Source organism: Streptosporangium sp. NPDC049078, assembly GCF_040648855.1.
Lineage (GTDB): Bacteria > Actinomycetota > Actinomycetes > Streptosporangiales > Streptosporangiaceae > Streptosporangium.
This window is the reverse complement of record NZ_JBEZEL010000025.1, coordinates 97,576-121,071: the sequence shown is the minus strand read 5'-3', so window position 1 is coordinate 121,071 and position 23,496 is coordinate 97,576. Positions and strand designations below refer to the sequence as shown.

21 protein-coding genes, 2 tRNA genes and 1 riboswitch are annotated in these 23,496 nt (G+C 68.6%); of the genes, 10 read left to right on the top strand and 13 right to left on the bottom strand.

Annotated elements, in window-relative coordinates:
• Positions 1-59: 59 nt before the first annotated feature.
• Together tig and AB0B90_RS34960 are read right to left on the bottom strand one after the other, a co-directional pair.
• Positions 60-1,439 (bottom strand): trigger factor, encoded by a 1,380-nt coding sequence (gene tig, locus AB0B90_RS34965; protein ID WP_350949521.1) that lies wholly within the window; start codon positions 1,437-1,439, stop codon positions 60-62.
• A gap of 209 nt (positions 1,440-1,648) precedes the next feature.
• Positions 1,649-2,515 carry a helix-turn-helix transcriptional regulator gene (locus AB0B90_RS34960; RefSeq protein ID WP_350949520.1) on the bottom strand — a complete coding sequence of 289 codons (867 nt, stop codon included), beginning with the start codon at positions 2,513-2,515 and terminating at the stop codon, positions 1,649-1,651.
• Positions 2,516-2,758: 243 nt separating this feature from the next.
• Between AB0B90_RS34960 and AB0B90_RS34955 the strand changes: the two genes are divergently transcribed.
• Complete coding sequence (locus AB0B90_RS34955; RefSeq protein WP_350949519.1) at positions 2,759-3,268, top strand: ATP-binding protein; 510 nt, start codon at positions 2,759-2,761, stop codon at positions 3,266-3,268.
• A 160-nt stretch (positions 3,269-3,428) separates the two neighbouring features.
• Here AB0B90_RS34955 and AB0B90_RS34950 read toward each other — a convergent pair.
• Positions 3,429-3,502, bottom strand: a tRNA-Pro gene (locus tag AB0B90_RS34950).
• Positions 3,503-3,590: 88 nt separating this feature from the next.
• Between AB0B90_RS34950 and AB0B90_RS34945 the strand changes: the two genes are divergently transcribed.
• From AB0B90_RS34945 to AB0B90_RS34930, 4 genes are all read left to right on the top strand, one after another.
• Positions 3,591-3,661 (top strand) — tRNA-Gly (locus AB0B90_RS34945).
• Positions 3,662-4,035: 374 nt separating this feature from the next.
• Positions 4,036-4,626, top strand: coding sequence for a TetR family transcriptional regulator (locus AB0B90_RS34940; RefSeq protein ID WP_362926428.1), 591 nt, complete (start codon positions 4,036-4,038; stop codon positions 4,624-4,626).
• A gap of 104 nt (positions 4,627-4,730) precedes the next feature.
• The gene (locus AB0B90_RS34935) at positions 4,731-6,317 is read left to right on the top strand and encodes an NAD(P)/FAD-dependent oxidoreductase (RefSeq protein WP_362926427.1); all 1,587 of its coding nucleotides are present in this window, start codon (positions 4,731-4,733) and stop codon (positions 6,315-6,317) included.
• 44 nt (positions 6,318-6,361) lie between these two features.
• The gene (locus AB0B90_RS34930) at positions 6,362-8,035 is read left to right on the top strand and encodes a SpoIIE family protein phosphatase (RefSeq protein ID WP_350949516.1); all 1,674 of its coding nucleotides are present in this window, start codon (positions 6,362-6,364) and stop codon (positions 8,033-8,035) included.
• A gap of 94 nt (positions 8,036-8,129) precedes the next feature.
• Here the strand turns inward: AB0B90_RS34930 and AB0B90_RS34925 are convergent, their stop codons facing one another.
• Positions 8,130-9,668: a choice-of-anchor I family protein gene (locus tag AB0B90_RS34925; protein WP_362926426.1), complete on the bottom strand. Its 1,539-nt coding sequence runs from the start codon at positions 9,666-9,668 to the stop codon at positions 8,130-8,132.
• A gap of 211 nt (positions 9,669-9,879) precedes the next feature.
• Between AB0B90_RS34925 and AB0B90_RS34920 the strand changes: the two genes are divergently transcribed.
• On the top strand, positions 9,880-10,449 hold the full coding sequence (locus AB0B90_RS34920) for a TIGR03086 family metal-binding protein (RefSeq protein ID WP_362926425.1): 570 nt from the start codon (positions 9,880-9,882) through the stop codon (positions 10,447-10,449).
• An 18-nt stretch (positions 10,450-10,467) separates the two neighbouring features.
• Here AB0B90_RS34920 and AB0B90_RS34915 read toward each other — a convergent pair whose 3' ends face one another.
• Positions 10,468-10,599: a hypothetical protein gene (locus tag AB0B90_RS34915; RefSeq protein WP_350949513.1), complete on the bottom strand. Its 132-nt coding sequence runs from the start codon at positions 10,597-10,599 to the stop codon at positions 10,468-10,470.
• A 198-nt stretch (positions 10,600-10,797) separates the two neighbouring features.
• Between AB0B90_RS34915 and AB0B90_RS34910 the strand changes: the two genes are divergently transcribed.
• The 4 genes from AB0B90_RS34910 to AB0B90_RS34895 all read left to right on the top strand — a co-directional run bounded on the left by AB0B90_RS34910 (position 10,798) and on the right by AB0B90_RS34895 (position 14,542).
• On the top strand, positions 10,798-11,394 hold the full coding sequence (locus AB0B90_RS34910; protein ID WP_362926424.1) for a metal-dependent phosphohydrolase: 597 nt from the start codon (positions 10,798-10,800) through the stop codon (positions 11,392-11,394).
• Positions 11,395-11,478: 84 nt separating this feature from the next.
• On the top strand, positions 11,479-12,279 hold the full coding sequence (locus AB0B90_RS34905) for a DeoR/GlpR family DNA-binding transcription regulator (RefSeq protein WP_350949511.1): 801 nt from the start codon (positions 11,479-11,481) through the stop codon (positions 12,277-12,279).
• Positions 12,276-13,355 carry a galactose-1-phosphate uridylyltransferase gene (galT, locus tag AB0B90_RS34900; protein WP_362926423.1) on the top strand — a complete coding sequence of 360 codons (1,080 nt, stop codon included), beginning with the start codon at positions 12,276-12,278 and terminating at the stop codon, positions 13,353-13,355. Before AB0B90_RS34905 ends, galT begins: the two co-directional genes overlap by 4 nt.
• Before the next feature lie 72 nt (positions 13,356-13,427).
• A riboswitch (cyclic di-AMP (ydaO/yuaA leader) is annotated at positions 13,428-13,564 on the top strand.
• Positions 13,565-13,567: 3 nt separating this feature from the next.
• Positions 13,568-14,542 (top strand): hypothetical protein, encoded by a 975-nt coding sequence (locus AB0B90_RS34895; RefSeq protein WP_350949509.1) that lies wholly within the window; start codon positions 13,568-13,570, stop codon positions 14,540-14,542.
• Between the two features lie 36 nt (positions 14,543-14,578).
• Here the strand turns inward: AB0B90_RS34895 and AB0B90_RS34890 are convergent, their stop codons facing one another.
• The 8 genes from AB0B90_RS34890 to AB0B90_RS34855 all read right to left on the bottom strand — a co-directional run bounded on the left by AB0B90_RS34890 (position 14,579) and on the right by AB0B90_RS34855 (position 23,476).
• Positions 14,579-15,007, bottom strand: coding sequence for a nuclear transport factor 2 family protein (locus AB0B90_RS34890; protein ID WP_350949508.1), 429 nt, complete (start codon positions 15,005-15,007; stop codon positions 14,579-14,581).
• Positions 15,008-15,216: 209 nt separating this feature from the next.
• Positions 15,217-15,954, bottom strand: a complete 738-nt coding sequence (locus AB0B90_RS34885) for an AfsR/SARP family transcriptional regulator (RefSeq protein WP_350949526.1) — start codon at positions 15,952-15,954, stop codon at positions 15,217-15,219.
• Positions 15,955-16,983: 1,029 nt separating this feature from the next.
• Entirely contained in the window at positions 16,984-18,021 is a 1,038-nt protein-coding gene (locus AB0B90_RS34880) for an aldo/keto reductase family protein (RefSeq protein WP_362926422.1), read from the bottom strand.
• 129 nt (positions 18,022-18,150) lie between these two features.
• Positions 18,151-18,732 (bottom strand): flavin reductase family protein, encoded by a 582-nt coding sequence (locus tag AB0B90_RS34875; RefSeq protein WP_350949506.1) that lies wholly within the window; start codon positions 18,730-18,732, stop codon positions 18,151-18,153.
• Between the two features lie 10 nt (positions 18,733-18,742).
• Complete coding sequence (locus tag AB0B90_RS34870; protein WP_362926421.1) at positions 18,743-19,447, bottom strand: SRPBCC domain-containing protein; 705 nt, start codon at positions 19,445-19,447, stop codon at positions 18,743-18,745.
• Between the two features lie 69 nt (positions 19,448-19,516).
• A complete protein-coding gene (locus tag AB0B90_RS34865) occupies positions 19,517-20,878 on the bottom strand; it encodes an MFS transporter (RefSeq protein WP_362926420.1) in 1,362 nt (453 codons plus the stop codon).
• Positions 20,875-22,101: a hypothetical protein gene (locus AB0B90_RS34860; RefSeq protein WP_362926419.1), complete on the bottom strand. Its 1,227-nt coding sequence runs from the start codon at positions 22,099-22,101 to the stop codon at positions 20,875-20,877. The genes AB0B90_RS34865 and AB0B90_RS34860 overlap by 4 nt, the downstream gene beginning before the upstream one ends.
• Before the next feature lie 487 nt (positions 22,102-22,588).
• Positions 22,589-23,476 carry a L,D-transpeptidase family protein gene (locus AB0B90_RS34855; protein ID WP_350949502.1) on the bottom strand — a complete coding sequence of 296 codons (888 nt, stop codon included), beginning with the start codon at positions 23,474-23,476 and terminating at the stop codon, positions 22,589-22,591.
• Positions 23,477-23,496: the final 20 nt, after the last annotated feature.

The following is a 23,496-nucleotide window of genomic DNA, read 5'->3' as shown; positions in this document are numbered from 1 at the left end:
CGGGGGCGTCGGGCGGCGGGGGGGCAGCGGACGAATCCGGTCTCCCGCTCGGCCGAAAACTACTTGGCGGCGGTCTCGACCTCGGTGTCGTCGGCCTCCTCGGAGACCTCCTCACCGTTGATCTCGGTGTAGATGGCCTTGAGGTCGACCTCGTTGCCGGCCTCGTCGGTCACCTTGGCGGCGTCGCCGACGACGCTCTTGGCCTTGTCGCGGACGATCTCGACCATGGCCAGCGTGAGCTGGTCGTTGTCGGCCAGGTGCTGGGCCAGCGTGTTGGGCGCGACGTTCATCTGCATGGCGCGGCGCACCACGAAGTTGGTCAGCTCCTGCTCGCTGACACCGAGGTCCTCGCTCTTGACGATCTTGTCGAGGACGAAGCCCGTCTTGAGCGCCTTGGCGGCGCTCTCGTCGAACTCCGCGAAGCGCTCCTCCTCGGTGGTCTGGTAGAGGCGGAAATATGCCTCCCTGCTCAGGCCACTCTCGGCGATCTGGTGCTCAAGGTTGTGCTTGCGGTTGTCGACCTCGGCCTTGAGCGCGCTCTCGGGCAGCGGAATGTCGATCTTGTCGAGCAGGGCGGCGAGGGCGTTCTCGCGAGCCTGGACGACCTGGTCGATCAGCTTGTTGCGGCGGGCCGTCTCGCTGATGCTCGCCTTCAGCTCGTCGAGAGTGTCGAACTCGCTGGCGAGCTGGGCGAACTCGTCGTCGAGCTCGGGGAGGACCTTCTCCTTGACGCTCTTGACGGTGATGGTGACCACTGCCTCCTCGCCGGCGTTCTCGCCGCCGACCAGGTTGGTCGTGAACTCCTTGGTCTCACCCGCGGACAGGCCGACCAGTGCGTCGTCCAGCCCCTGCAGCACCGAGCCGGCGCCGACCTCGTAGGAGACGTCGTTGGCCTGCTGCTCCTCGATGTTGACGCCGTCGATCGCGGCGGCCAGGTCCATGACGACGAAGTCACCGGAGGCCGCGGGGCGCTCGACGCCGGTCAGCGTGGCGAAACGCTGACGCAGGCCGTTCAGCTGCTCCTCGATGTCCTTCTCGGAGACCTCGGAGACCGGGACGGTCACCTCGATGCCCTGGTAGTCGGGGACCTCGAAGCCGGGACGAACATCCACCTCGGCGGTGAACTCGACCTGCTGGCCGTCCTCGATCTTGGTGACCTCGATCTCCGGCTGGCTGACCGGGAAGATGTCGCTCTCGTCGACGGCCTGGCCGTACAGCTTGGGCACCGCGTCGTTGAGGGTCTCCTCCAGCACCACGGCGCGGCCGAACCGCTGCTCGATGATGCGAGCCGGAACCTTGCCGGGGCGGAACCCGGGGACGCGCACCTGCTGCGCGACCTTCTTGTACGCCGCCTGCAGGCTCTCGCCGAGCTCCTCGAACGGCACCTCGACGGTAAGCCTTACCCGGGTCGGGCTGAGCTCCTCCACAGCGGTCTTCACGGGGTCGTCTCCTTGATCAAGCTTCGAGTGATCGCGGGCGCGTCAGGACTTAACGGCTACCGCGGCAAGCTCGCGCGCCGCGCCCACATGAGCGGCACCTGGCACAGCCGTCGAGACACGCGAGATTAGGGCATGCTCCACAGCGGCGGGTGTTCAGCGCCGCTGGCCAGTCTAGGGCAGAGCGGCACCAGGGAGCGACCAATGGCCGCTCAGTCCTCCTTGATGATCCGCCGCAGGATGTCGTTCGTCTCGCCGGGCGTGGTGCTGACCGCGCACAACCGCTCCATGACCTCGCTGTAGCGGTCGACGTCCTCACGCTTGTCCAGGTAAAGGGCGCTGGCCAGCTGTTCGACGTAGACGACGTCGGGGAGTTCGCTGTCGTTGAAGCGGAGCACGCTGAAGGCGCCGCCCTCCGCGCTGTGACCTCCGAAGCTGAAGGGCATGACCTGGATCGTGATGTTCGGCTGCCGCATGAGGTCGAGCAGATGCTCCAGCTGGGCCCGCATGACGTCCGCGCCGCCGATCGGACGCCGCAGGGCGGCCTCGTCGATCACGGCCCAGAAGAAGGGGCCGTCGGGTCGGCCGAGCACCTGCTGGCGTTGCATGCGCAGATCGATGCGGCGGGCGATCTCCTCGGGCGCGATGCCGGCGCTCCCCGCGGTGATGACCGCCCTGGCGTACTCCTTCGTCTGCAGCAGGCCCGGCACGAACTGCACCTCGTAGGTACGGATCCGGGAGGCCGCCTCCTCAAGGCCGACGTACGTCTGGAACCATGAGGGCAGCAGGTCGTTGAACCGGTGCCACCAGCCGGGCTCGTTGGCTCTGAGCAGCAGATCCATCACCGCCGACCGGGCTTGCTCGTCCTCCACCCCGTAGAAGGTGAGCAGGTCCGCCACGTCGCGTTCCCTCAGGCCGACCCTGCCGAGTTCCATCCTGCTGATCTTGGACTCGGATCCGCGGATCAGATGGCCCGCCTCCTCGCGCGACAGCCCCTTGGCCTCACGCAGGCGACGCAGTTGGGAGCCTAAAAGGATGCGCAGAGCTGTGGGACCCGATCCCGGTTGAACCTGCGTCACTTCGCCTCCCTCTGTACTTGGGCCAGCGCACACAGTGTCACTACTTCCGGCCGCTATGACAAGGTCTCAACTCCCTGCCCAATTCGCCAAGTCGACGTCCTAACCGCCCATGCGGCTGCACATTGCAACTGCACGTGCATTTGGGTCTTGCAGCGGACGTGTCGGTGACCCATGATGGCCTAGTGCATATTGGGCTTATGGTGCACAAGCTCTGAAAACTCTCAAGTAGTACGGAGACTCACGATGACAGCGGGAGGTACCGGCAGGATGGTGGAGGAGCCAAAATCGGCTGCCGACTACCTGCAGGCGACCCGCCAGGTGGGCTTTGACGAGCTACTGGAGGCCAACCACTCCGGCGCCACCGCGTGTCCCCTGCCCAATCAGGCCGACTCGGTGAAGACCGCCAGGGACGTGACACGTTCCACATTCCACGACTGGGGGCTGGCGGAACTCAGCGATGACGCAGCGCTAGTGGTTTCGGAACTCGTCACCAACGCGGTCCGTTACGCACTGTGCCCGCCCGGCCGTACCGAGATCAACCCGATCACGCTCGTCCTGGTGCACCTCTCTCCCCACGTGCTCCTGGCCGTGACAGACCCGAGCAACGAGGTGCCGACGCCCAAGGAGCCCGACTTCGTCTCGGAGAACGGCCGGGGCCTCTACATCGTGGAGACCTACAGCCAGGGCTGGGGCTGGGATCACCTCAACTGCGGCGGCAAGGCCGTCTGGGCCTTCTTCAGCCCTCACTCCTGACATTCTCCCCACAGCGGGATCATTTCCGCGTTTCTCCGCGGGCACCCTTGCCCCTCCCGTCCCACGCGCGTGACCCGCCCGTCCTACGCGCGCCGCGAAGAGCCACTCGCCCTCCTGAACGAAGAACCGGGCACCGGTCGAAACCGATGCCCGGCACGTGTCGGGGTGACAGGATTTGAACCTGCGGCCCCCTGCTCCCAAAGCAGGTGCGCTACCAAACTGCGCCACACCCCGTAGGTCGAGTGCGCGCACGCTCCGGAACTCCGGTACGCTTACGCCCTGACGAACGGATGAAGTCTAGACCAGACTGACGCCGGCTCGCGCGGACGTAGCTCAATGGTAGAGCCCCAGTCTTCCAAACTGGCTACGCGGGTTCGATTCCCGTCGTCCGCTCAGATGATGAAAGGCCAGGTCAGCCCATACGCGGCGACCTGGCCTTTCACGTTTCGCCAAAACTTCAGGAACTTCCGTGCCCGCTGCGTGCCCGATGGTTTTCTGGACCCGTTTTCGCGGGTTTTCTTGAATTTCTTCCCCGGCGCCCGAGCGATGGCCTGGTCAGGTCCTTGCTCGCGTGCTGGTAGACGAGCGCCGCCCGAGTGGAGGAGTGTCCCATTCCGGTCATCAGCTCTTCGGGGCTCCCCCCGCTGTCCGATGCCAAGGTGTTACCGACGTGCCGGAGATCATGGAAGTGGAACGCCGGAAGACCCGCCTCGTCGATCTGTACCTTCCTCCAGATCCCGCGGGAGCGGGAGCGCCCCCTTGGAGCCGTGGAGCGCAGGCGCGATCCCGAGCGCACCAAGAGACGCATCGTCGAGGCGGCCAAGGCCGAGTTCTCCGCCAAGGGATTCGCCGGAACGAGGGTGAGTGAGATAGCCGCCAGAGCCGGAGTGAACAAACAGCTCATCTCTTACTATTTCGGTGGGAAGGAAGGGTTACTCAAGGCGCTCACGGCGGATTGGCAGGGCAAGGAGAGCACCTTCGCCGGGACGTCGCCGCCGCCGACGCTGCCCGAACTGGTACGCGGCTACGTCACCGCGACCGTGCGTGACCGCGACCTCGCCAGGATCCTCATCCGGGGTGGACTGCAGGACGACGGCGAGGAGGACTCCGCGCTGCTCAGGGACATGCGGGACAACGTCGAGGACCTGCGCAGGCGGCAGGCGGAGGGGGAGTTCCCCGCCGACCTGGACCCCGCGTACCTGCTCCTGATGCTCTTCGCCGCGGCCGACGCCGGAGCGATATTCCCGCAGCTGGTCCGCGCGATCTGTGGGGACGATCCGGCGTCGGAGGAGTTCGGGGAGCGCTACGGGGAGCAACTGGCACGCCTGCTCCGCCACCTCAACACCGACAAGTCCTAGTTCGTATGGAAATATCTATGAATCTCTGTTAAACACGAGGTTCGCATGTAGATCATTCTTTACAATCCTCCATAACCAGAAGTCAGACTGCCCCTGGAGGGAAAGTGTCGGAGTTCGACGGCGTCATCGTGGGCGGAGGTCACAACGGCCTCACGTGCGCCGCCTACCTCGCGAAGGCGGGGTTGTCGGTCGCGGTCGTCGAGCGCAACGACGTCGCGGGTGGCGGTTGCAGCACCCAGGAGCTCACCCTCCCGGGGTTCCGGCACAACACTCACAGCAGCTACCACTTCCTGGAGGAGGGCCCGGTCCCCGCGGACCTGGAGCTTCAGCGCTACGGCCTGCGCTACATCTACCCCGAGACCCAGCACGCCACGGTCTTCAGGGACGGCCGGGCGATCACGGTCTACACCGACCCCAAGCGCACCGCCGAGTCCTTCGCCCGCTTCTCCACGGCCGACGCCGCGCGCTGGCTGGAGTTGTACGAGCGCTACGCCGAGGCGGCCAGAGGGCTGATGAACGGCTTCCTGTACTCCAGGCCACTGCCGCCGCCGGTGCTCGCCGAGCGGATCAAGGGCGATCTGGGACGCGACATGATGAGCTACATGCCGCTCTCGCTGTACGAGGCCGTCGACAGAAACTTCGAGAGCGACCAGGTCAGGGTGCTGTTCAAGTCCTTCCTGCACGCGATCTCCATCGAGAACGTTCCCGGCACCGGCGGCTTCTTCCCCCGGCTGCTGTCGCGCATCGCCAGGCTCGGGGTGCCGGTGGGAGGCGCGGCCAACGTCGCGAACGCGCTGCGCGCCGTCATCGAGGAGCACGGCGGCACCGTGGTGACCGGCGCCCACGTCGAGCGGATCCTGGTCGACGACGGGCGGGCCACCGGGGTGCGGCTCGCCACCGGCGACGTGCTCACCGCCCGCAGGTTCGTGGCCAGCGCGGTGGACGCCCCCCAGACCGTACGGCTCGCCGGTCCGGAGAACTTCGGCGCGGAGATCACCGCCAAGGTCGAGGACTACAGGTGGGCCGCGCACAGCCTCGTCACCCTGCACCTCGCACTCGACGAGGCGCCACGCTACCGGGCCGCCGAGTTCGAGCCCGACGTGGACCGGGCCTTCCTCGTGGTGCTCGGCGCCGACGACAGCGAGCAGCTCGGCCGCACCTTCGACCAGATCCACCGGGGGGAGCTGCCCGAGCGGCTGGCCGGCAACGGCGCGTGCCCCTCGCTGTTCGATCCCTCGTACGCCCCCGCCGGCAAGCACGTGGCGTTCTGGTGGCCGTGGGCCCCGTACGACCTCGGCGGTGACCCGGCCAACTGGGACCTGCGGCGCGAGGAGGTCGGGGAGCGGCTGCTCGCCGAGTGGGCCGAATACGCCCCCAACCTCACGGGGGGCGCCGTCCTGGGTAAACGGGTCTTCTCACCACTCGATATCGAGCGGCACTGCGTCAACATGGTGCGCGGCAGTCATCACGTGGGGGCCTACGAGCCGTCCCAGCTGGGCGGCAACCGCCCGGTCCCCGAGATGGGCCAGTATCGCACCCCCGTCGACGGCCTCTACCTCTGCGGCGCCAGCAGTCACCCGGGCGGCTCGGTCTCCGCGGCCCCCGGATACAACGGCGCCAACGCCATCGCAGAAGACCTCGAACTGGAAACCTGGTGGACGCCGGTTCCCGCACCCCGGTGGAGCGAGTGAAGTCCCGTTTTGTCACAAAAAATCCAGCCACGCCAGGGTTCAGGATGGGCAGTCCCGCGTCCATGCACGAGCAGCTGTCCCTGCTCAACGCCGCCAGCAAACGCATCGGCAGCACACTGGACGTGTTCGAGACCGGCAGGGAGTTGATGGACGTCGCCGTGCCGCGCTTCGCGGACGCGGCGGGCATCCTCGTACAGGACCGGCTGGTGACCGAGGGAGAGTTTCCCCAGGAGACCACCGACGGCTCGGCGCTGGTGCGGCGGATCGCGGTCGGCGTGGCCGATCCCTCTCCCGGCGAGTACGCCAGGGCGTTTCCCGTGGACGAGGTCGCCGTCTACGAGGCCTGGACCCCCTACGCCCGGTGCATGGCGACCGGCAACCCGATCCTCTATCCGCGCCTGGGGCGCAGGACCGCCGAGGAGATCGGGCGGTTCTGGAAGCGTGACTCGGTGTCGAAGGTGCTGGAGGACAGTTCGTTCCTGGTGGTACCGCTGAAGGCGCGTGGCCGGGTGCTGGGCTTCGTCATCTTCACCCGCAGACCCACCAGCCAGCCCTTCGACGAGCAGGACGTCAACCTGGCCGAGGAACTTGCGGCCAGGACCGGGGTCTGCCTCGACAACGCGCGCCTCTACAACCGCGAGCGCCGCACCGCGCTGACCCTGCAGAGCAGCCTGCTGCCCGTCGACCTCTCCCAGCCTCTGGGCCTGACGATCGCCTCCCGTTACCTGCCGGCCAGCGACCTGGTCGGGGTGGGCGGCGACTGGTACGACGTGATCCCGCTGCCCGGCTGCCGGGTCGCCCTCGTCGTCGGCGACGTGATGGGGCACGGCATCAGGGCGGCCGCCACCATGGGCCAGCTCCGTACGGCCGCGCGCACGCTGGCCAGCCTGGACCTGAGCCCGGCCGACGTGCTGTTCCGGCTCAACCTGATGAGCCAGGACCTGGACGCCAGCCAGATCGCCACGTGTGTGTACGCCACCTACGATCCCGTCACGCGGCGGTGCGCGATCGCCTGTGCGGGACACGTGCCGCCGATCCTGGTACAGCCCGACGGCGAGACCGAACTGCTGGAGCTGCCGCCGGGGCTCCCCCTGGGCATCGGCAACGAGCCCGCCGAGATGCGGGAGTTCACGCTTCCCGGCGGGACCGTGCTCGCCTTCTACACCGACGGCCTGGTGGAGAGCCGCAACCGGGACATCGAGGAGGGCATCAACGCGTTGCGCGGTCTGCTCTCCGGCCCCGACCACGACCTGGAGGAGGTCTGCGACCTCACGATCAGGGCACAGCGGCCCGGACACGAGCGGGACGACATCGCCCTCCTGCTCGCCAGGGTGTCGGAGCTGACGGAGAAGGACTTCGCGGAGAGGTCACTGCCCTCCGACCCCCGCTCCGCCTCCCAGGCCCGCCGTTTCGTCCGGGCCACGCTCGACGAGTGGGGACTGTCCTCGCTCAGTGACAACACCGAGCTCATGGTGAGCGAGCTGGTCGCCAACGCGGTCGAGCACGGCCGGGGCGAGGTCGAGCTGCGTCTGCTGCGCGGGCCCACCCTGGTCTGCGAGGTGTCCGACGGATCGGTGTCCGAGCCGGTCATGCGGGAGGCGTCCACCACCAGCGACACCGGCCGCGGCCTGCACCTCATCAACTGGCTCGCCCACCGCTGGGGATCACGCCTCACCCCGAAGGGCAAGATCGTCTGGATCGAGCAGAGGCTGCCATAGCCGTCTTGACCACGGACGCCGGTGACGGCGACACGATCGAACGATCCTGCGACGGACGGGGCCTCGCGGTGCCGGAACGGGGCCCGGCGAGCCCTCAGCGGATCTCGTAGAGGGCGGTGGTGCCGCTGACCTCGTTGCCGACCACCAGAAGTGGGTGGCGGGTGGGACTGTCGGAGGCGGGGATGAACAGCACGCCCTCGGGACCGACGTCCCCGGCGGTGCCGTCCTCGACCGAGCCGGTGAAGTCACGGGTGTTGACGTAGCCGGCCAGACGCGGGGCGCGCGGGTCGCCCAGGTCGTAGGCGACGATCCCACCGACCCGCTCCAGCCCGGCGAAGGCGTAGGTCCGGCCACGCACCTCACCGACCGTGATCCCCTCGGGCTCGGGGCCCTTGTTGTCGCTGCGGCTGTCGAAGGAGTCGTTCTCCTCGTTGTCGGCGTTGAAGGCGCCGGGCAGTTCCCTGGCGACGAGCCGCTCCAACTGGTCGCCGGAGTCCCAGACGAGCGCTCCCGAGGTGGACCTGACCGAGATCGAGCGGGCGCCGAACGCGTGCAGTTCGGTGTAGGCGCCGTTCGCGTCCCTGGGCGAGTCGACGGCCACGTTCAGCCGGCCGAGCTCGGCGTCCTTCTTGAGGTTCTCCGCGTCGGGCAGCGCGAGGTTCAGCGACTTGACCCTGACCTCGTCGGCGTGGCAGCCCCACTCGCGCCCGTCGCCCTCGTTGGCGGTGACCAGGTAGGTCCGCCCGCGGTCGCGGAAGTGCGCGATCGCGTCGGGCTGGTACATGCCCTTCACCGGCCGGGGCCTGATGTCGATCTTCCCGTCCCTGTCCGACGCGTCGAACCCGCTCTTCGACCAGTCCTTCAGTCCCAGCGGGACGACGTCGCGAACCACGACCCGGTTCAGGTCGACGATCGCGAGCGCGTTGTTCTCCTGAAGGGTCACATAAGCGGTGTCGCCGTCGACGGTGACGTACTCCGGCTCCAGATCCTGGGCCGCGGTGGCGCCGGGGCCGGTGATCCGCACTCCCCTGGCCCGCAGCCGCTCGGCGTCGAACTTCGCGAACCCCGCGGTCCGCACCGTCCAGCGGCGCAGGTCGACGACGCTCACCGAACCCTCGGGGTCGGCCGCCTCACCCTCGCAGTAGGAGGACGGCTCGCCCTCGTTGGCCACGACCACCCGGGTCCCGTCCGGAGTGAAGGTCAGCATGTCGGGCAGCGCGCCCACGGTCACCTGCCTGAGCTTCTTGCCGCTCGCGGCGTCGAAGAAGGCGACGGTGCCCGGGTCGGTCTTGACCGCGGCCTGCTGGGCCACGGCGACCAGGCCGCGGCGCACCGCGACGCTGTTGGCTCCGGGGGTGGCCAGGGTGGCGACCTTGCGCGGCTTGCGCGGGTCGCGGATGTCGAGCACGTCGACGGTACCGGCCTGCGCGTTCACCACGAAGACCCTGCGGGTGGAGGCGTCGTACGCGGTGATCTCCGAGGCCCCGGCGGTTCCGGCGGTGTGACGGCCGAGGAAGGTCAGCGTGATGCCCCGGTGGCCGGATTCGGCGGTGGCCGGAACCACGGAGAGGGGCAGGAGGAGCAGACCGGTGACCGCCGCGGCGGTCGCCCTGGTGAAAGTCATGGTGCGCATGAGATGAAGTTTCGCAAAATATCGTGACTTACTGCTGACGTCGATCTGACCGTGGAATGAAGTCCCCCGGTCAGGTGTGCACCCTACGGAATTCCTTGGGCACCTCGGGCATGCCGGTCATGTCCGTTGACGCGATGACTACTGGCTGTTCAGGGGTTACGGTCAAGATGAGAGCCGGGAGGAGACCCGGGAGGGCATCGGGAGGGGCATGATGACCATCGACGTACCCGAGGCTTACCACCGCGCACTGGACGACTTCGGCGCTCTTGTCCACCGGATCGGCCCCGAGCAGTGGGAGAACCCGACCCCGTGCGTCGACTGGGACGTGCGTGCTCTCGTCAACCACGTGGTCGGCGAGAACCTGTGGGCTCCCGTGCTGCTGGCCGGGGGGACCTCCGCGGACGTCGGCGACGCCTTCGACGGAGACCTGCTGGGCGACGATCCCATCAAGGCCTTCGACACCTCGGCCGTACCCGCCATCCAGGCGGCGACAGGCGTTCACGCCCTCGGCCGCCTCGTCCACCTGCCGTTCGGCGACGTGTCCGGCCGGGAGTACATCACCGAACTGTTCGCCGACGCGCTCATCCACACGTGGGACCTGGCCCGCGCCATCGGTGCCGACGAGCGTCTCGATCCCGAGTTGGTCGAGGCCTGCGCCACCTGGTTCAGCGACGCCGAGCCCGGCTACCGGCAGGCCGCGGCCACCGGGGAGCACCCGCAGCCTCACTCGGGCACCGACCCGCAGATCCTGCTGCTCGCCTCCTGGGGCCGCCGCGCCTGACCATCGGAGCGCGTGCCGTCAGCCCGCCGCCGGCCGCCGGCCGTGGTTGGCCCTGCGCTTCTTGCGCGCCCTGGCCTTGCGTGCTCGTCTGCCCATGCCGACCACCCCTTCGCCGAGGTTCCTCCGGATCCGTACGGGACTCGATCTCACTCGCCCAGACCTTCACATTCCTCCTGGAACGTCCGTCGCACAAGGCCTGGACGGCGATCCGTCCGGCTCCGGCGGACCGTATTTCCCCGGCGTTTCCCCCGTCTTGACGTTCCCCACCCGTTGGATGGACGCGTGACCGGGCTCCTCACCCGTCAGGCCGGACTCCCGGCTCCGTCACCGGACTCTAGGCTCCGTCACATGAGCGAGAAGCTGATGGCCCGCTGGCGATCCCTCGCCGGCGCGGGGGCCGACCCCCTCGGCCGCGAACTGATCACCCGGTACGACGAGCCGCACCGCAGATATCACACGACCGCCCATCTGGAGGCGGTGCTCACCCATGTCGACGCCCTCGCCGACCACGCGAGGCGCCCGGACCTGGTACGGATGGCTGCCTGGTTCCACGACGCCGTCTACGACCCGCGGCGTGCGGACAACGAGGAGCGGAGCGCGAGGCTGGCCGAGCGCGCGCTGCCGGAGCTGGGGGTGCCCGCGGAGGATGTGGCGACGGTCGCCCGGCTGGTCAGGATGACCGTCACGCACGCACCCGCGTCCGGCGACGCGGACGGGGCCGTGCTGTCCGACGCGGACCTGGCGATCCTGGGCTCCTCCCCCGACGTCTACGCCGCCTACGCGGCGGCCGTGCGCGAGGAGTACGACTTCGTCCCCGACGACGTGTTCAGGGCGGGAAGGGCCACGGTGCTGCGCTCGCTGCTCGATCTTCCTGTGATCTTCCACATCGCCGATCTGGAGGGGGCGGCGAGGGCGAACATCGCGGCGGAGCTTGATCGACTGTGAGCGGCCGGCCACCACAATCCAACAACCTCCCCCACCTGCTCGTGGTATTTTGGTGGAATCTGATGGATTAAGGGGAGTGAGGCGATGCTCGCCCAGCAGCGACAGCAGGCGATCCTGGAAAGGGTGCGCGGCAGCGGCGGGGTCAGGGTCGCCGATCTCGTCCGGGAGCTCGGCGTGTCCGACATGACGATCCGGCGCGACCTTGAGGTGCTCTCCGAACGCGGTCTGGTGGAGAAGGTCCACGGTGGCGCCACCGCCACCGGGCCCGGCTCGACCGAAGAGCCGGGTTTCGCCGCCAAGTCGGTGCGCCAGCAGGCGGAGAAGGAGACGATCGCCCGGCACGCCGCCCGGCTCGTCCGGCCGGCCACCGCCGTCGCGCTCTCCGCGGGCACCACGACCTGGACGCTCGCCCACCAGCTCGTCGACGTGCCCGAGCTGACCGTGATCACCAACTCGATCCGGGTCGCCGACGTCTTCCACCGCTCCCCCAGGGCCGACCACACGGTCGTGCTGACCGGCGGGGTCCGCACCCCCTCCGACGCGCTGGTCGGTCCGGTCGCGGTCTCGGCGATCCGCGGCCTGCACGTCGACACCCTCTTCCTCGGCGTGCACGGTATGAGCACCCGCGCCGGGTTCACCACCCCCAACCTGCTCGAAGCCGAGACCAACCGCGAACTGGTCGCCTCCGCGCACCGCCTGGTGGTGCTCGCCGACCACACCAAGTGGGGCACGGTCGGCATCAGCACGATCGCCGAGCTGGCCGAGGCCCACATCGTGGTCACCGACTCCGGCATGACCGAGAAGGCCCGCGAGGAGCTCGCCGCCTCGGTGGGCGAGATGATCATCACCGAACCCCAGCGCGAGAGCGAGATCGCCGGCCGATGAAGCGTACGATCACCCACCTGGCCGACGGCCGGGAGCTTTTCTACTTCGACCGGCGCGACGACGCCGACCGCACGGCACCCGACCGACGCGACCTGCCGCCCCGTCCCGCCGCCTCCGAGCTGCGCTACGACCCGCTCACCGAGGAGTGGATCGCGGTGGCCGGGCACCGCCAGGGCCGCACCTTCCTGCCCCCCGCCAACGAGTGCCCGCTCTGTCCCTCGACTCCGGGCAATCTCACCGAGGTCCCCTCCTCCGACTACGAGGTGGTGGTCTTCGAGAACCGGTTCCCCTCGTTCTCCGCCCAGCCGGGCGACCACCGGCCGATCGGAGGGTTGAGCGAGGTCCGTCCGGGGGTCGGCAGGTGCGAGGTGGTCTGCTTCACCTCCGAGCACGACTCCGCGTTCTCGCGGCTCTCCCCCGAGCAGGTCGAACTGGTCATGGAGGCCTGGGTCGACCGTACGGCGGAGCTGTCGGCGACGCCCGGCGTGGAGCAGGTCTTCTGCTTCGAGAACCGGGGGGCGGAGATCGGCATCACCCTGGCCCACCCGCACGGCCAGATCTACGCGTACCCCTACGTGACCCCGCGCACCAGGCTCACCCTCGGGGCGGCCGAGCGCCACAGGGAGCGGACGGGCGGCAACCTGTTCGCCGACGTCCTGGCCGCGGAGCGTGCGGCCGAGATCCGGGTGGTGGGCTCGAACGAGCACTGGACGGCCTTCGTCCCCGCCGCGGCGCGCTGGCCCGTGGAGGTCCACCTCTACCCGCACCGCAGGGTCCCCGACCTGGTCGCGCTGGACGCCGGGGAACGCGCGGCGTTCGGCCCCCTCTACACCGACGTGCTCCGCCGCCTCGACGGGATCTTCGGCGTGCCCATGCCGTACGTCGCGGCCTGGCACCAGGCACCGGTCTCCACCGGCCGCGATCTGTCGTACGCGCACATGGAGCTGTTCAGCATCCGCCGCGCGCCGGACAAGCTGAAATACCTCGCCGGGTCGGAGTCGGCGATGGGCGCCTTCGTGAACGACGTGTCGCCCGAGGCGACAGCACAACTGCTGCGCTCTGTTGTCACGAACTGATTACCGCTTGGTCTCGTCTTGAGGTCGCATGACCTGCTGTTTACCACTACTATCCTTCCCACATCGGCTGTAAACGCTGATTTGCCTAATCCCGGGCACCTTGCCCGGGAGCCGGGGAACCACCGCACCTGGGGTGAAACCACTTCGGTGGAAGGGCTTCCTCCAGCCCGAACCCGTCAGCTAACCCGGTAGGCGTAAGGAGAGGAGAGTGCGTGGCGGCCCCGTCCCCCACGTTCCGTCGGCGTGCGTCTCTGGCCCTCTGCCTGAGCTCGATCGTCGTGTTCACCATCGGCGCCCCCACCGCCGGAAGCGCGGACCCCAAGCCCACCGAGGCCAAGCTCCGCGCCGAGCTGGCCAAGCTCGGCAAGCAGGTCGACAAGCTGATCGAGACCTACGCGGCCACCCGCGAGTCGCTCAAGATGGCGCAGAAGGCCGAGATCGTCGCCAAGCAGAACCTGGAAAAGGCCGAGAAGACCTACGTCGAGGCCAAGCGGGAGGTCGACTCCATCGTCCAGTTGCGCTACCAGAGCAGCGGCGGAGGGCTGCCCGCGCTGATGTTCTCCGGCGACATGGGCGCCGCCGCGGTGATGGAGCAGCTCACCGCCCAGCAGGCCGCCCACCTGGAGGGCTTCGTCAACAGCATCGAACGCAGGAAGCGGGCGGCCGAGACGGCCGCCACGCTCACCGACGAGATCGGCGACGAGGCCAAGGAGGTGCAGGCGCAGCGCGAGAAGGCCGAGAAGCTGATCCGCGACATGAAGAACAAGCTCGACCGGCTCGCCCCCACCGGTTCCGGCCGTCGCGCCGACGGCAGCTGGGCGCCGCAGCTGCCCACCGGCGCCGACAACATCACCGACCGCACCCGGATCATGCGCGACGCCGTCATGAGGCGCTTCAACCTGCCGTACTCGGTCGGCTGCTACCGGGCCGTCAACGACGGCGGCGAGCATCCTCTGGGCCGTGCCTGCGACTTCATGATGAGCGCCGGTGGCGCGATGCCCACGGCCGCCAACCTCGCGCTCGGCGACGAGATCGCCGCCTGGGCCATCAAGAACAAGGCCAAACTCGGCGTGAAGTACGTGATCTGGCGCCAGCGCATCAACCACGGCTCCGGCTGGAGGTTCATGTCGAACCGAGGCGGCATCACGGCCAACCACTTCGACCATCCGCACATCTCGATGTACTGATCTCCGGGAGCGGCGCCCGGTCGCGTGAGCGGCGGCTCACCCCTGGGCGCCCCCGTGGGCGAAGGTGGGCGCCGCGCCCGTGGACGCGGGCCGGGCGGCGCCCCCGCCCGCCTGGAGGGGGGCGAGGTCGACGAATATGCGGTAGTCGGAGATCAGGCCGTCGTCGCGGGTGCGCCAGATCGATACGGCCACGACGCCGACGTCCGTGCCGTCGAGCCGCCGGTAGGTCACCTCGGTCTCGGCGATGATGTCGGCGTCCACCTGCCAGTTCCGCACGATCCTGTGCCGCAGGCCGCCGATGGTGGAGAAGAAGTCCCGCAACCCGGCGGCGATGGCCTCGCGTCCCGCCATCGGCTCGGCGTTGCCGAACACCAACGTGGCGTCCTCGGCCAGCAACCGCACGAACTCGTCGGGGTCGAACGAGTCGACCGTCCGGAAAACGCGTCGCACCGCGTCGTCGCTCATGCCGATCCTTCCTCACACCGTCGGGATCACTGGTGGGGACGATACGGGGCGAGGGACGAGGCACAACTATCGCCGGGGTAGGTGTCCCGTCGCCCGAAGGCACACCGAAGGTCTGCGGAACCGGGGTGCGACGGCCAGGTCTGCGCACCGCGCCGGATCGCGGCGCGTCCAGCCCTCCGCACCCCTCGTCAACGGCACCGGCCCCTGGTTCACCGATGCGCGGCCTTCAGGCCGACCTCTCCCAGACATTCCAGTACGGCGTCGACGGACATCAGGAACGGGTCGGACTGCAGAATTCGCGTGTGCATCGTGCTCATTTCCTGACCCGGCAGGATTCCCAGCTCCCGGTCGAGCAGCACGATGGTCTCCTGAAACACCTCCAGCGCCTCCCCTTGGCGACCGGTCCGGTAGAGGGCGAGCATCAGCAGGGTGCGGAACCGTTCGTGGAACGGGAAACGCATGATCAGGCCGCGCAGCTCGGGTATGGTCTCGAAGTGGTTCCCGAGGCCGATGTCCGCGCCGATGCGCAGCTCCAGCAGTGAGGTTCGCAGTTCCTCCAGCCGGCTGACCTCGTGGTCCGCGACGGCGCTCTCCGCCAGGTCCGCGTACGGCCTGCCGCGCCACATGTCGAGCGCCTCCGCCGAACAGCGCGCCAGATCCTTTATGTCGGAGGAGAGCATGGCGTTCAGCGCCTGTTTGGCGAGCGCCTCGAACCTGTGGACATCGAGTTCGTCGGGATGCGTGACCAGCGCGTAGCCCTCACCCCGCTGCTGGATCCGGTCGTGGCCGAGAACATGCCGGAGGCGGAACACGTAGACCTGCATCGCCTTCCGCGGATTCTTGGGCTGTTCGGTCCACAAAATATCCGACAAGATCCCGACGGGCACCGACTGCCCCGCTCTGCTGAGCAGTATGCTCAACAACTTTCGCGGTTTCTGGGCCGGCATCGGCACTTCGACGCCGTTCACGGTAACCGCCAGATCCCCGAGAACGTGGAACTGTACCTCGCCCTCCGGGAGGGTGTTAGGCGACATGTGTTTTCCTTCGCGGGTGGGAAAGGGACGTCGGCCTCTTCATGGGAATGTCGTCTTCTCCGCCGTGCATGCCGTCACGGAACGACGGTCGCGCACGGATCGGGAACGTGAGGTGCCGGTCGATGACAGGCGCGTACGACGTCTCGACGAAGCGCTACCTCGATCAGGGCGGAACTGTGCCGCCGCGCTCGGAACGGGTGGCCGGTGGCTCGGCCGGAAACGTGAATCGCGGATCTCACCGGTCTCGCACCCGATGGGAAGGCCCGGAAAGGGGACCAGAAAGAGGTCGTGAACCGCCTTCGCCCCATGGGCGACGGGACGGGACCCGCTGCGAGCCCTCTGACAGCGCGTACGGTCCCGGGGAGACCATCGCGGGCGCGCTCCGGCGCGGCTCAGGTCACACCACTCCGGCGAGCGCGGCCGCTTCAGCCGAAGGCCGGATCCCGCCCTGTGCTCCCGGTCAAGGTCCGTACGAGCGGGATGTGACCGCCCTTCGCGCGGCGATCCTCCCGATTGATCGCGCGCGGCCGCCCTGTGGCGTGCCCTTCCTGGACGCGCGGCGACATGAACGTGAACCGCTCGCACCGGCGGCGCCCCAAGCCGACCATGTGCCTGTCCACGGTGATTTCAACGTGCCTGAGAACATGAAAACGCACAGCCATCCGGTAGCCCCCATACCTCTTGTCTGCTTCCGGCCATTATACGTAAATGCTGGACACAGTTGTGGCTTTTACCTCAAGCTGAAAAGTTGTCATAAGCGGATATATCTCGCATGAGTTACGGACATGACGTTATGTCTTCATAACGTCATGTCCGTAACCGGCGTTTCCGGCGGACACCGAGCTGCCCCGAGCTGCCCCGAGCTGCCTTCGAGCTGCCCCCGCGCCCCGGCTCGGCGAACCGCGGTGAGGTCACGAGGTGAGATCACGCGGACGCCCGCGGTTAGCCGTTCTCCGCGTCGGCCTTCATCCAGCTCGGCTTCACCGCCATCATTTTCGCGGTCTTGGCGGGATCCCGGTCGACGAGGTCCCCGAGCACCTCGTCCACCCGCTTCAGGACGGCGTCGTCGATCGTCCTGCCGGACGCCGAGGCGTTCTCGGTCACCTGTTCGGGCCTGGTGGCACCGGCGACCACCGAGGAGACCCCCGGCTGCCGAAGCACCCAGGCGATCGCGAGCTGGGCCGCCGAGAGGCCACACTCCCCCGCGAGCGGGAGCAGGGCCTGCACACGTTCGAGGAGCGTCGTGCCCAGAACCCTCCTGATGAAGGTGGGAGCCCGCCCGCCGGCCGTTCCCCGCGACCCGTCCGGCGGCTCCTGGCCCGGCCGGTACTTGCCGGTCAGCACCCCCTGCGCGAGCGGCTGGAAGGCCAGCTGGCCGATGCCCTCGCGCAGGCACAGCGGGACGATCTCCGGTTCGACGACCCGCCACAACATGTTGTACTGCGGCTGGTTGGAGACGATGCGGCTGCGCAGCCCGAGCTCGCCGGCGATGGCCAGCGCCGACGCGATCTGCGGGGCCGTCCACTCGGAGACGCCGAGGTAGAGGACCTTGCCCTGGCGTACCAGGTCGTCGAAGGCGATCAGCGTCTCCTCCAACGGGGTCGTCTCGTCGAAACGGTGTGCCTGGTACAGGTCGAGGTAGTCGGTACGCAGCCGGCGCAGGGACGCCTCGCAGGATTCCACGACGTGCTTGCGGCTCAGGCCACGATCGTTCGGTCCCTCGCCGGTGGGCAGGCAGACCTTCGAGGCGAGGACCAGCGACGATCGTCTCACCCCGTCGAGCGCGGCGCCCAGCACCTCCTCGGCCGCTCCCCGCGCGTAGACGTCGGCGGTGTCGAAGGTGGTGACGCCCGCGTCGAGTGCCGCCCGGATGCACGCGACCGCCTGGTCCCGATCCACCAGTTCGCCGTGGGTGAGCCAGTTTCCGAAGGTGACTTCACTGATCATCAGGCCGCTCTGCCCGAGGTGGCGATATTCCATTGGTCGTCAGGATGCGGCGCCCTCCTTCGAGGAGCCCGTCTTCCCGATCCTCCTTTCAGATGAAGGTCACGATACTGCTCCGCGCGCGGCACGGCGGATCGGTCGCGCGGGCGCCGATCCGCCGACGTGTCAGGACGCGCGACTCCGGTGTGCGTTCCCATCCCTGAACTCGCCCGCCTCGCCCGGACGCGCGTCGTCCCGAGGGATGGACGGGTCGCCTGGGCGACCTCCGGGAAAGACGGTGGCGAGAGGGTGAAAGGCCCTCCTGTAGTAGATCAGCGGAGCACCGTCACGCACGCTGTACGCCTGTACCGCGCCGATGACGACCTCGTGGTCACCCGCGGTGAGCACACTGTGCACGGTGCACTCCAGTGAGAAGAGCGCGTCGGGGACGACCGGCGGGCCGTCCGGGGTGAGTGCTCCCCACCCACCCTTGACCTTGTCCAGGGCCGTCGTCGCGAACAGGCGCGCCACGTCGTCGTGGTGCTGGCGGAGCATGCTCACCGCGAAGCGTCCCGACTCCCGTATGGCGGGCAGCGTGCGTGCGGACCGCGCCAGGCAGACCAGGACGAGCGGAGGTTCGGCGGAGACGGAGCAGAAGGCGCTCACGGTCAGACCGTGCGAGCCTTCCCGCTCCCCCCGGGCCGTGACGACCGTGACGCCGCTGGGAAACCGGGCGAGTGCGGCCCGGAAGCCGTCCACGCTGATCATCGTCGGGACGTCATGCCGTGAACGGACGCAGCACCAGTTCGACCGTGCGGTCCTGGAGGGTGAACGTCGCCTTCTGCCCGGGTACCGCGTCGTCGAGCCAACGGTGGAAGTCCTCCATCTCCTTGAGCGTGACGCCGTCGATGGCGTGGATCTCGTCGCCGGGCTGGATCCCGACGAACTCGGCGGCGGAGTTGATCGCCACGTCCTGCACGACCATCCCGGTCTCCGGGGTGACCCCCAGCGGGATGATGCCCGTCTTGGGCGGCGTCAGCGTCTTGTGGAACTGGAACGGGCGGTGCTCCAGGTAGGCCGCGAGCCGCTCCAGGTAGTGCCACCAGTGGTGGTCGTAGGCGTCGAACTCCACCCGGGAGCGGACCGAGTCACTGAAACCCGAGTGGCGTACCTTCACCTCGGTGCTGTCCTCGTCGACCTGGACGAACTCCACCTCCACGGAGGTCGGCTCGTCGTTCCCCGGCACGTCCCAGTCGTAGGAGCACGAGAAACCGGGGTCGACCTCGCGCAGCGTCGCCGTGAAGACGAGGTCGACCCTCCCTCCCCGGTTGAAGTGCCAGCGAAGCGGATCACCCGTCTCGACCGGGACGCTCGCGTCGTGCAGGTTCAGCCAGGCGCGGACCTCCTTGGGGTCGGTCCAGGCCTGCCAGACGCGCTCCCGGCTCACCTTGATCTCGCGTGCCGTCGATGTTTCGAGTGCCATGCCACCGTTCTCCATTCTTGGGATTCGCGCCGACGAGGGCACGGGCTCAGCCGTACACCGGTCGATCGCCTACTTGGCCCCCGCCTCGTGCAGGGCCCTCTCGACTGCGGCGTTGGAAAGCGTCAACAGTCCGATGAGCGACACGGCCGCCCCGAACAGGCCACCCACCCGGTAAACGGTCTCCAGGTCGGCGTGGGTCGCGATCTGACCGGCCAGGAATATGCCGACCGGCATCAGCCCGAAGGCCACGAGCCTGTTCACGCTGCTCACCCGTCCGGTCAGCTCCTTGGGGACGATCGCCTGCCGGATCGAAACGGTCGTGACGTTCCAGGTCATCGCGGTGTAGCCGGTGACGGCGAGGCCGAGGGCGACGAAGGCGACCTCACCGGTGAACCCCAGGATCGTGAAGCCCAGCGCGCCCAGCATCGCCCCGCCGAGCGCGGACCTCGCCGGTCCCAGCCGGCGGGTGAACATCCGGCACGTGAAACCCGCCGTCACGCTGCCGACCGCGACCGAGGCGAGCAGCAGACCGTACGCCACGTCGCTGATCAGCATGACCTGGCGGGCGTACAGCACCAGCATCGCCAACTGGCCGACCGTGCACATGTTGGTGAGACCCGCGACCAGGGTGAACACCCGGAGCACGCGATGGCGGGCCAGCCAGCGCACCCCCTCGCCGATCTCCTCGCGCATCGCGCGCCGGGGTTTCGCGCCGGACGTCGTCGCCGCCCGGACACCGTCGGTGCGGAAATCGCCGCGCATGAGGAACGAGAAGAGGGAGCTCAGGGCGAAGCTGACGGCGTCCACGCCCACAGGTACGGCCCGGCCCACGGTGTAGAGCACACCGCCGAGCGCCGGTCCCAGGAACTTCAGCGCGACCGTGTTCGCGGTCATCAGCCTGCTGTTGGCCCGCTCAAGCGCCTCCCGGTCCTGCGAGACGGCCATCGGCAGGATCGCCGAGCGCGAGCTGTCGTAGACGGTCTCGATCGACGTGATGCTGAAGGCGATCACCATGAGGAGCGGGATCGAGGCCCAGCCGCCGAGCACCGCGACGAACAGGACGATGAGGATCGCGCACCGGACGGCGTCCGACACCCACATCGCCCGGCGCCGGTCCCAGCGGTCGGCGAGCGCGCCTCCCATCAGGGCGAGCAGCAGCCAGGGAAGCTTGTCCGCCATCCCGACGAGGGAGAGCGTCGCCGGATCGCTGGTGAGGTCGGCGGCCAGCAGCGGCAGCGCGGTGACGGTCAGGCCGTTTCCCACGCTCGAGACCGACCAGCCTCCCCAGAGCAGCCAGAAGTTGCGGCCGAGGCCGCTGGAGATCTTCGAGTCCAGGCGCCGCCCTCCGTGCCCGCCCGGTGGCGCGCCGGAGACCTTCGGTTCCGCCGTGGTCCGCAGGTCTCCGGCGCCCGGGACCTCCCTCGTCGTCATGCGCTCACGCCCTCCGGGACGGAGTCCTCGGGGAGCAGCGCGGCGGGGTCGAGTTCGAAGAGCAGGCGAGTGGTGCGCGCGACTCCGTCCGCGTCTCCCAGCCGCCGCCGGCAGAGCACCGCCTTGTAGGCCGCGCCGGCTCCTCGAAGACCACCCGCCTGGGCACCGAGCTCGAACTCCACGGCCGCCCGCTTGAGGTCGCCTTCGCGCTGGAACCAGGCGCCGGCGAAGTAGCGTGCGGAGGGCTCGTTGCCGTCCAGCCGCAACAGCTGCTCGGCCGCCCGTTCCACGTGTTCCGCGGGGTGGAGCATGGTGCCCGCCTTCACGGTCACGTCCAGGAGCAGCCTGGTGTTCTCCCGGGCGCTGTGCCACTGCTGCGAGTCGGCGGCGAGGCTCTCGGCCTCGGCACCCGCCTCGTACGCCGCGTCCATCGCCTCCCGCGCCCCGTACTCGTCCTTCTCCGTGATCCGGTGAAAGGCCGCGGCCCGCCAGAACCTGCTCACCGTGAGCGCGCGCGACCAGGGCTCGACCTCGTTCAGGGTGGGCAACAGCTCCTGGCCGTACGCCATCCAGTAGTCGCTCCCGCGCTCGCCTCCCCTGTCCCGCAACAGGATCGAGATCAGCTGGGTGCACGAGAGCACGCGCGGTACCGGCAGTTCTCCCTCTGTGGCGAGCCTGGCGAAGGCGTCCGTCACCGCGGAGTCGCGCAGATGCTGGCGCAGCGCCCGCGCGGTCTCGTAGGCGAGGTGGTCGCCCGCGGGGTGGGTGCCCTCGGCGCCGTCGGCGGTCAGCTCCGCCGCGAGCCGGTAGAACCCGAGCTGCGTGAGGATCCTGACGAGCACCGCGCGCCGTGGTACGGACTGATGCGGCCACTCGGCGATCTGGCGGCTGAGGAACAGCCACGGTTCCAGGCCGGTGTTCGCCGCCACGTCCGCCGGCGAGTCCCCCAGGAACACGTCCTGCCTCGCCTGCCTCGCCAGCCAGGACCGCGAGTCTCCCTGCAGGATGAGGGAGCAGTGCGGAAGCAGTTCGTCCTGGTTCTCGTCGCGCAGCAGGGCGAGCAACAGGGGGGTGCTCTCGGCGCAGAGCGGCCCGTCCACCGTGGAGGTCAGCGTGAACCAGGCGCTCCAGTTGCGCCGCAGTCCGACGGTGTCCAACTCGACCACGGGCGGGAACTCCAGATCCCCCCACGCGACGTCGTCCGCGCGCGTATACGTGTGCAAGCCCGCCAATGCCCCACTCTTTTCCGGATCAGCCGATCACATGGTCAAGTATGGTTAAAAGGCGGGAGAAGACTTATGAAATCCTCTCCCGCCAGATATCGGCGTTCAATTCACCGAATTAGTAGACCTCGCTGGGCGCGTACACCTCGCTCGGCGCGTAGACCTCGCTGGGGGCGTACACCTCGCTCGGGGCGTAGACCTCACTCCGCATCTGAAACACCTCCTTTCGGGGTTGTTCCTTGCTGGCGGAGTCAGCTTTTCCGAGTGCAGTTTCACGATGGTTTCGCGCCGGTTTCACGGCACCCTTGACAGTTCTTGAATATGGTTGTCCTGCCTGGTGGCCGGGGTTCGAATCTTTTCCCGTGACCCGTCGGCCCCGGTGGTTCGACCCGGTGCCGGGGGTCGTTCGGACCGGGAGGGCCCGAGGTGCCGGACATGAGTCCGCCCCCGGCCCGAACGGCCGGGGGCGGACTGTGCGGCGGCGTTCTCAAAGCGTCTTCGGCCGGTCCGTGTCCCGCCCGGGAGATGCCGGAGACGCCGGAGACGCCGGAGACGCCGGAGACACAGGGCGCTCGGAGGACTTCGAGCGCTCGGGAGCCTCGGGACGGCGGACGTGGACGGGAGTGCCGATCGGGGTCATGTCGTAGAGCGCCTTGGCGTTGTGCAGCGGCACCCGGATGCATCCGTGGGACGCGGGGTGCCGCGGGACCCGCTCCGAGCCGTGGAAGCCGATGCCCTGGTTGAAATAGATGGTGTAGAACTGGTCGCCCAGCGGCCCGCTCGTCCATCCGGGCGTCCGGTACCAGGCGCGGAAGTCACCGGTGGGCGTGACCGCGACCCCGCAGTGGCCCTTCTTGCAGTAGTGTTCGCCGTTTCCGGTTGAGATGTGGGAGACCAGCGCGGGCCTGCCGTCCTTCCACGCGGTGAGCAACTGGCGGCGCAGGTCGATCTCCACCCTCGTGGGCTCCCCGTACGGCACCAGCGGCTTGAGGCGCGCCGGGCGGGAGAGCGCTCGCCAGGTCCGCGGGTCGATCTGGTCGGTGGCAGGCAGTCCGTTCGCCTTCTGGAAGGCCCACACGGCCGCGCGCAGCGCGGGACGGTACTCGTCGCCGACGTCTCCCGGCCCGAACCCCAGCCGGTCGAGGCGCCGGTGGATCTGCTGGACCTGGGCTCCCCTGTCGCCGACGCGAAGGAGGGGGAACCGGGCCGGCGGGGTGTGCTCGGAACGAGGCGTGGGCGAAGGGCTTTCATGGGGAACGGGCGGTCCTGAATGCCGCGACGACATGACACCGGTGTTCACGACACCGAATGGCAGGCACGCGGTGAGCACGAGGGCCGAGTTCGCGGCCAGGAAGCACTTGACGGTTCTCCGCATTTTTGACGCCTATCCGCTCT

What these genes read in the sequence shown, in the direction of transcription:
- AB0B90_RS34955 (WP_350949519.1), top strand. Translation starts at nt 2,759, where the DNA reads ATGACAGCGGGAGGTACCGGCAGGATGGTGGAGGAGCCAAAATCGGCT.
- AB0B90_RS34930 (WP_350949516.1), top strand. Translation starts at nt 6,362, where the DNA reads ATGGGCAGTCCCGCGTCCATGCACGAGCAGCTGTCCCTGCTCAACGCC.
- AB0B90_RS34925 (WP_362926426.1), bottom strand. Translation starts at nt 9,668, where the DNA reads ATGCGCACCATGACTTTCACCAGGGCGACCGCCGCGGCGGTCACCGGT.
- AB0B90_RS34920 (WP_362926425.1), top strand. Translation starts at nt 9,880, where the DNA reads ATGACCATCGACGTACCCGAGGCTTACCACCGCGCACTGGACGACTTC.
- AB0B90_RS34910 (WP_362926424.1), top strand. Translation starts at nt 10,798, where the DNA reads ATGAGCGAGAAGCTGATGGCCCGCTGGCGATCCCTCGCCGGCGCGGGG.
- AB0B90_RS34905 (WP_350949511.1), top strand. Translation starts at nt 11,479, where the DNA reads ATGCTCGCCCAGCAGCGACAGCAGGCGATCCTGGAAAGGGTGCGCGGC.
- galT (WP_362926423.1), top strand. Translation starts at nt 12,276, where the DNA reads ATGAAGCGTACGATCACCCACCTGGCCGACGGCCGGGAGCTTTTCTAC.
- AB0B90_RS34890 (WP_350949508.1), bottom strand. Translation starts at nt 15,007, where the DNA reads ATGAGCGACGACGCGGTGCGACGCGTTTTCCGGACGGTCGACTCGTTC.
- AB0B90_RS34885 (WP_350949526.1), bottom strand. Translation starts at nt 15,954, where the DNA reads ATGCCGGCCCAGAAACCGCGAAAGTTGTTGAGCATACTGCTCAGCAGA.
- AB0B90_RS34880 (WP_362926422.1), bottom strand. Translation starts at nt 18,021, where the DNA reads ATGGAATATCGCCACCTCGGGCAGAGCGGCCTGATGATCAGTGAAGTC.
- AB0B90_RS34875 (WP_350949506.1), bottom strand. Translation starts at nt 18,732, where the DNA reads ATGATCAGCGTGGACGGCTTCCGGGCCGCACTCGCCCGGTTTCCCAGC.
- AB0B90_RS34870 (WP_362926421.1), bottom strand. Translation starts at nt 19,447, where the DNA reads ATGGCACTCGAAACATCGACGGCACGCGAGATCAAGGTGAGCCGGGAG.
- AB0B90_RS34865 (WP_362926420.1), bottom strand. Translation starts at nt 20,878, where the DNA reads ATGACGACGAGGGAGGTCCCGGGCGCCGGAGACCTGCGGACCACGGCG.
- AB0B90_RS34855 (WP_350949502.1), bottom strand. Translation starts at nt 23,476, where the DNA reads ATGCGGAGAACCGTCAAGTGCTTCCTGGCCGCGAACTCGGCCCTCGTG.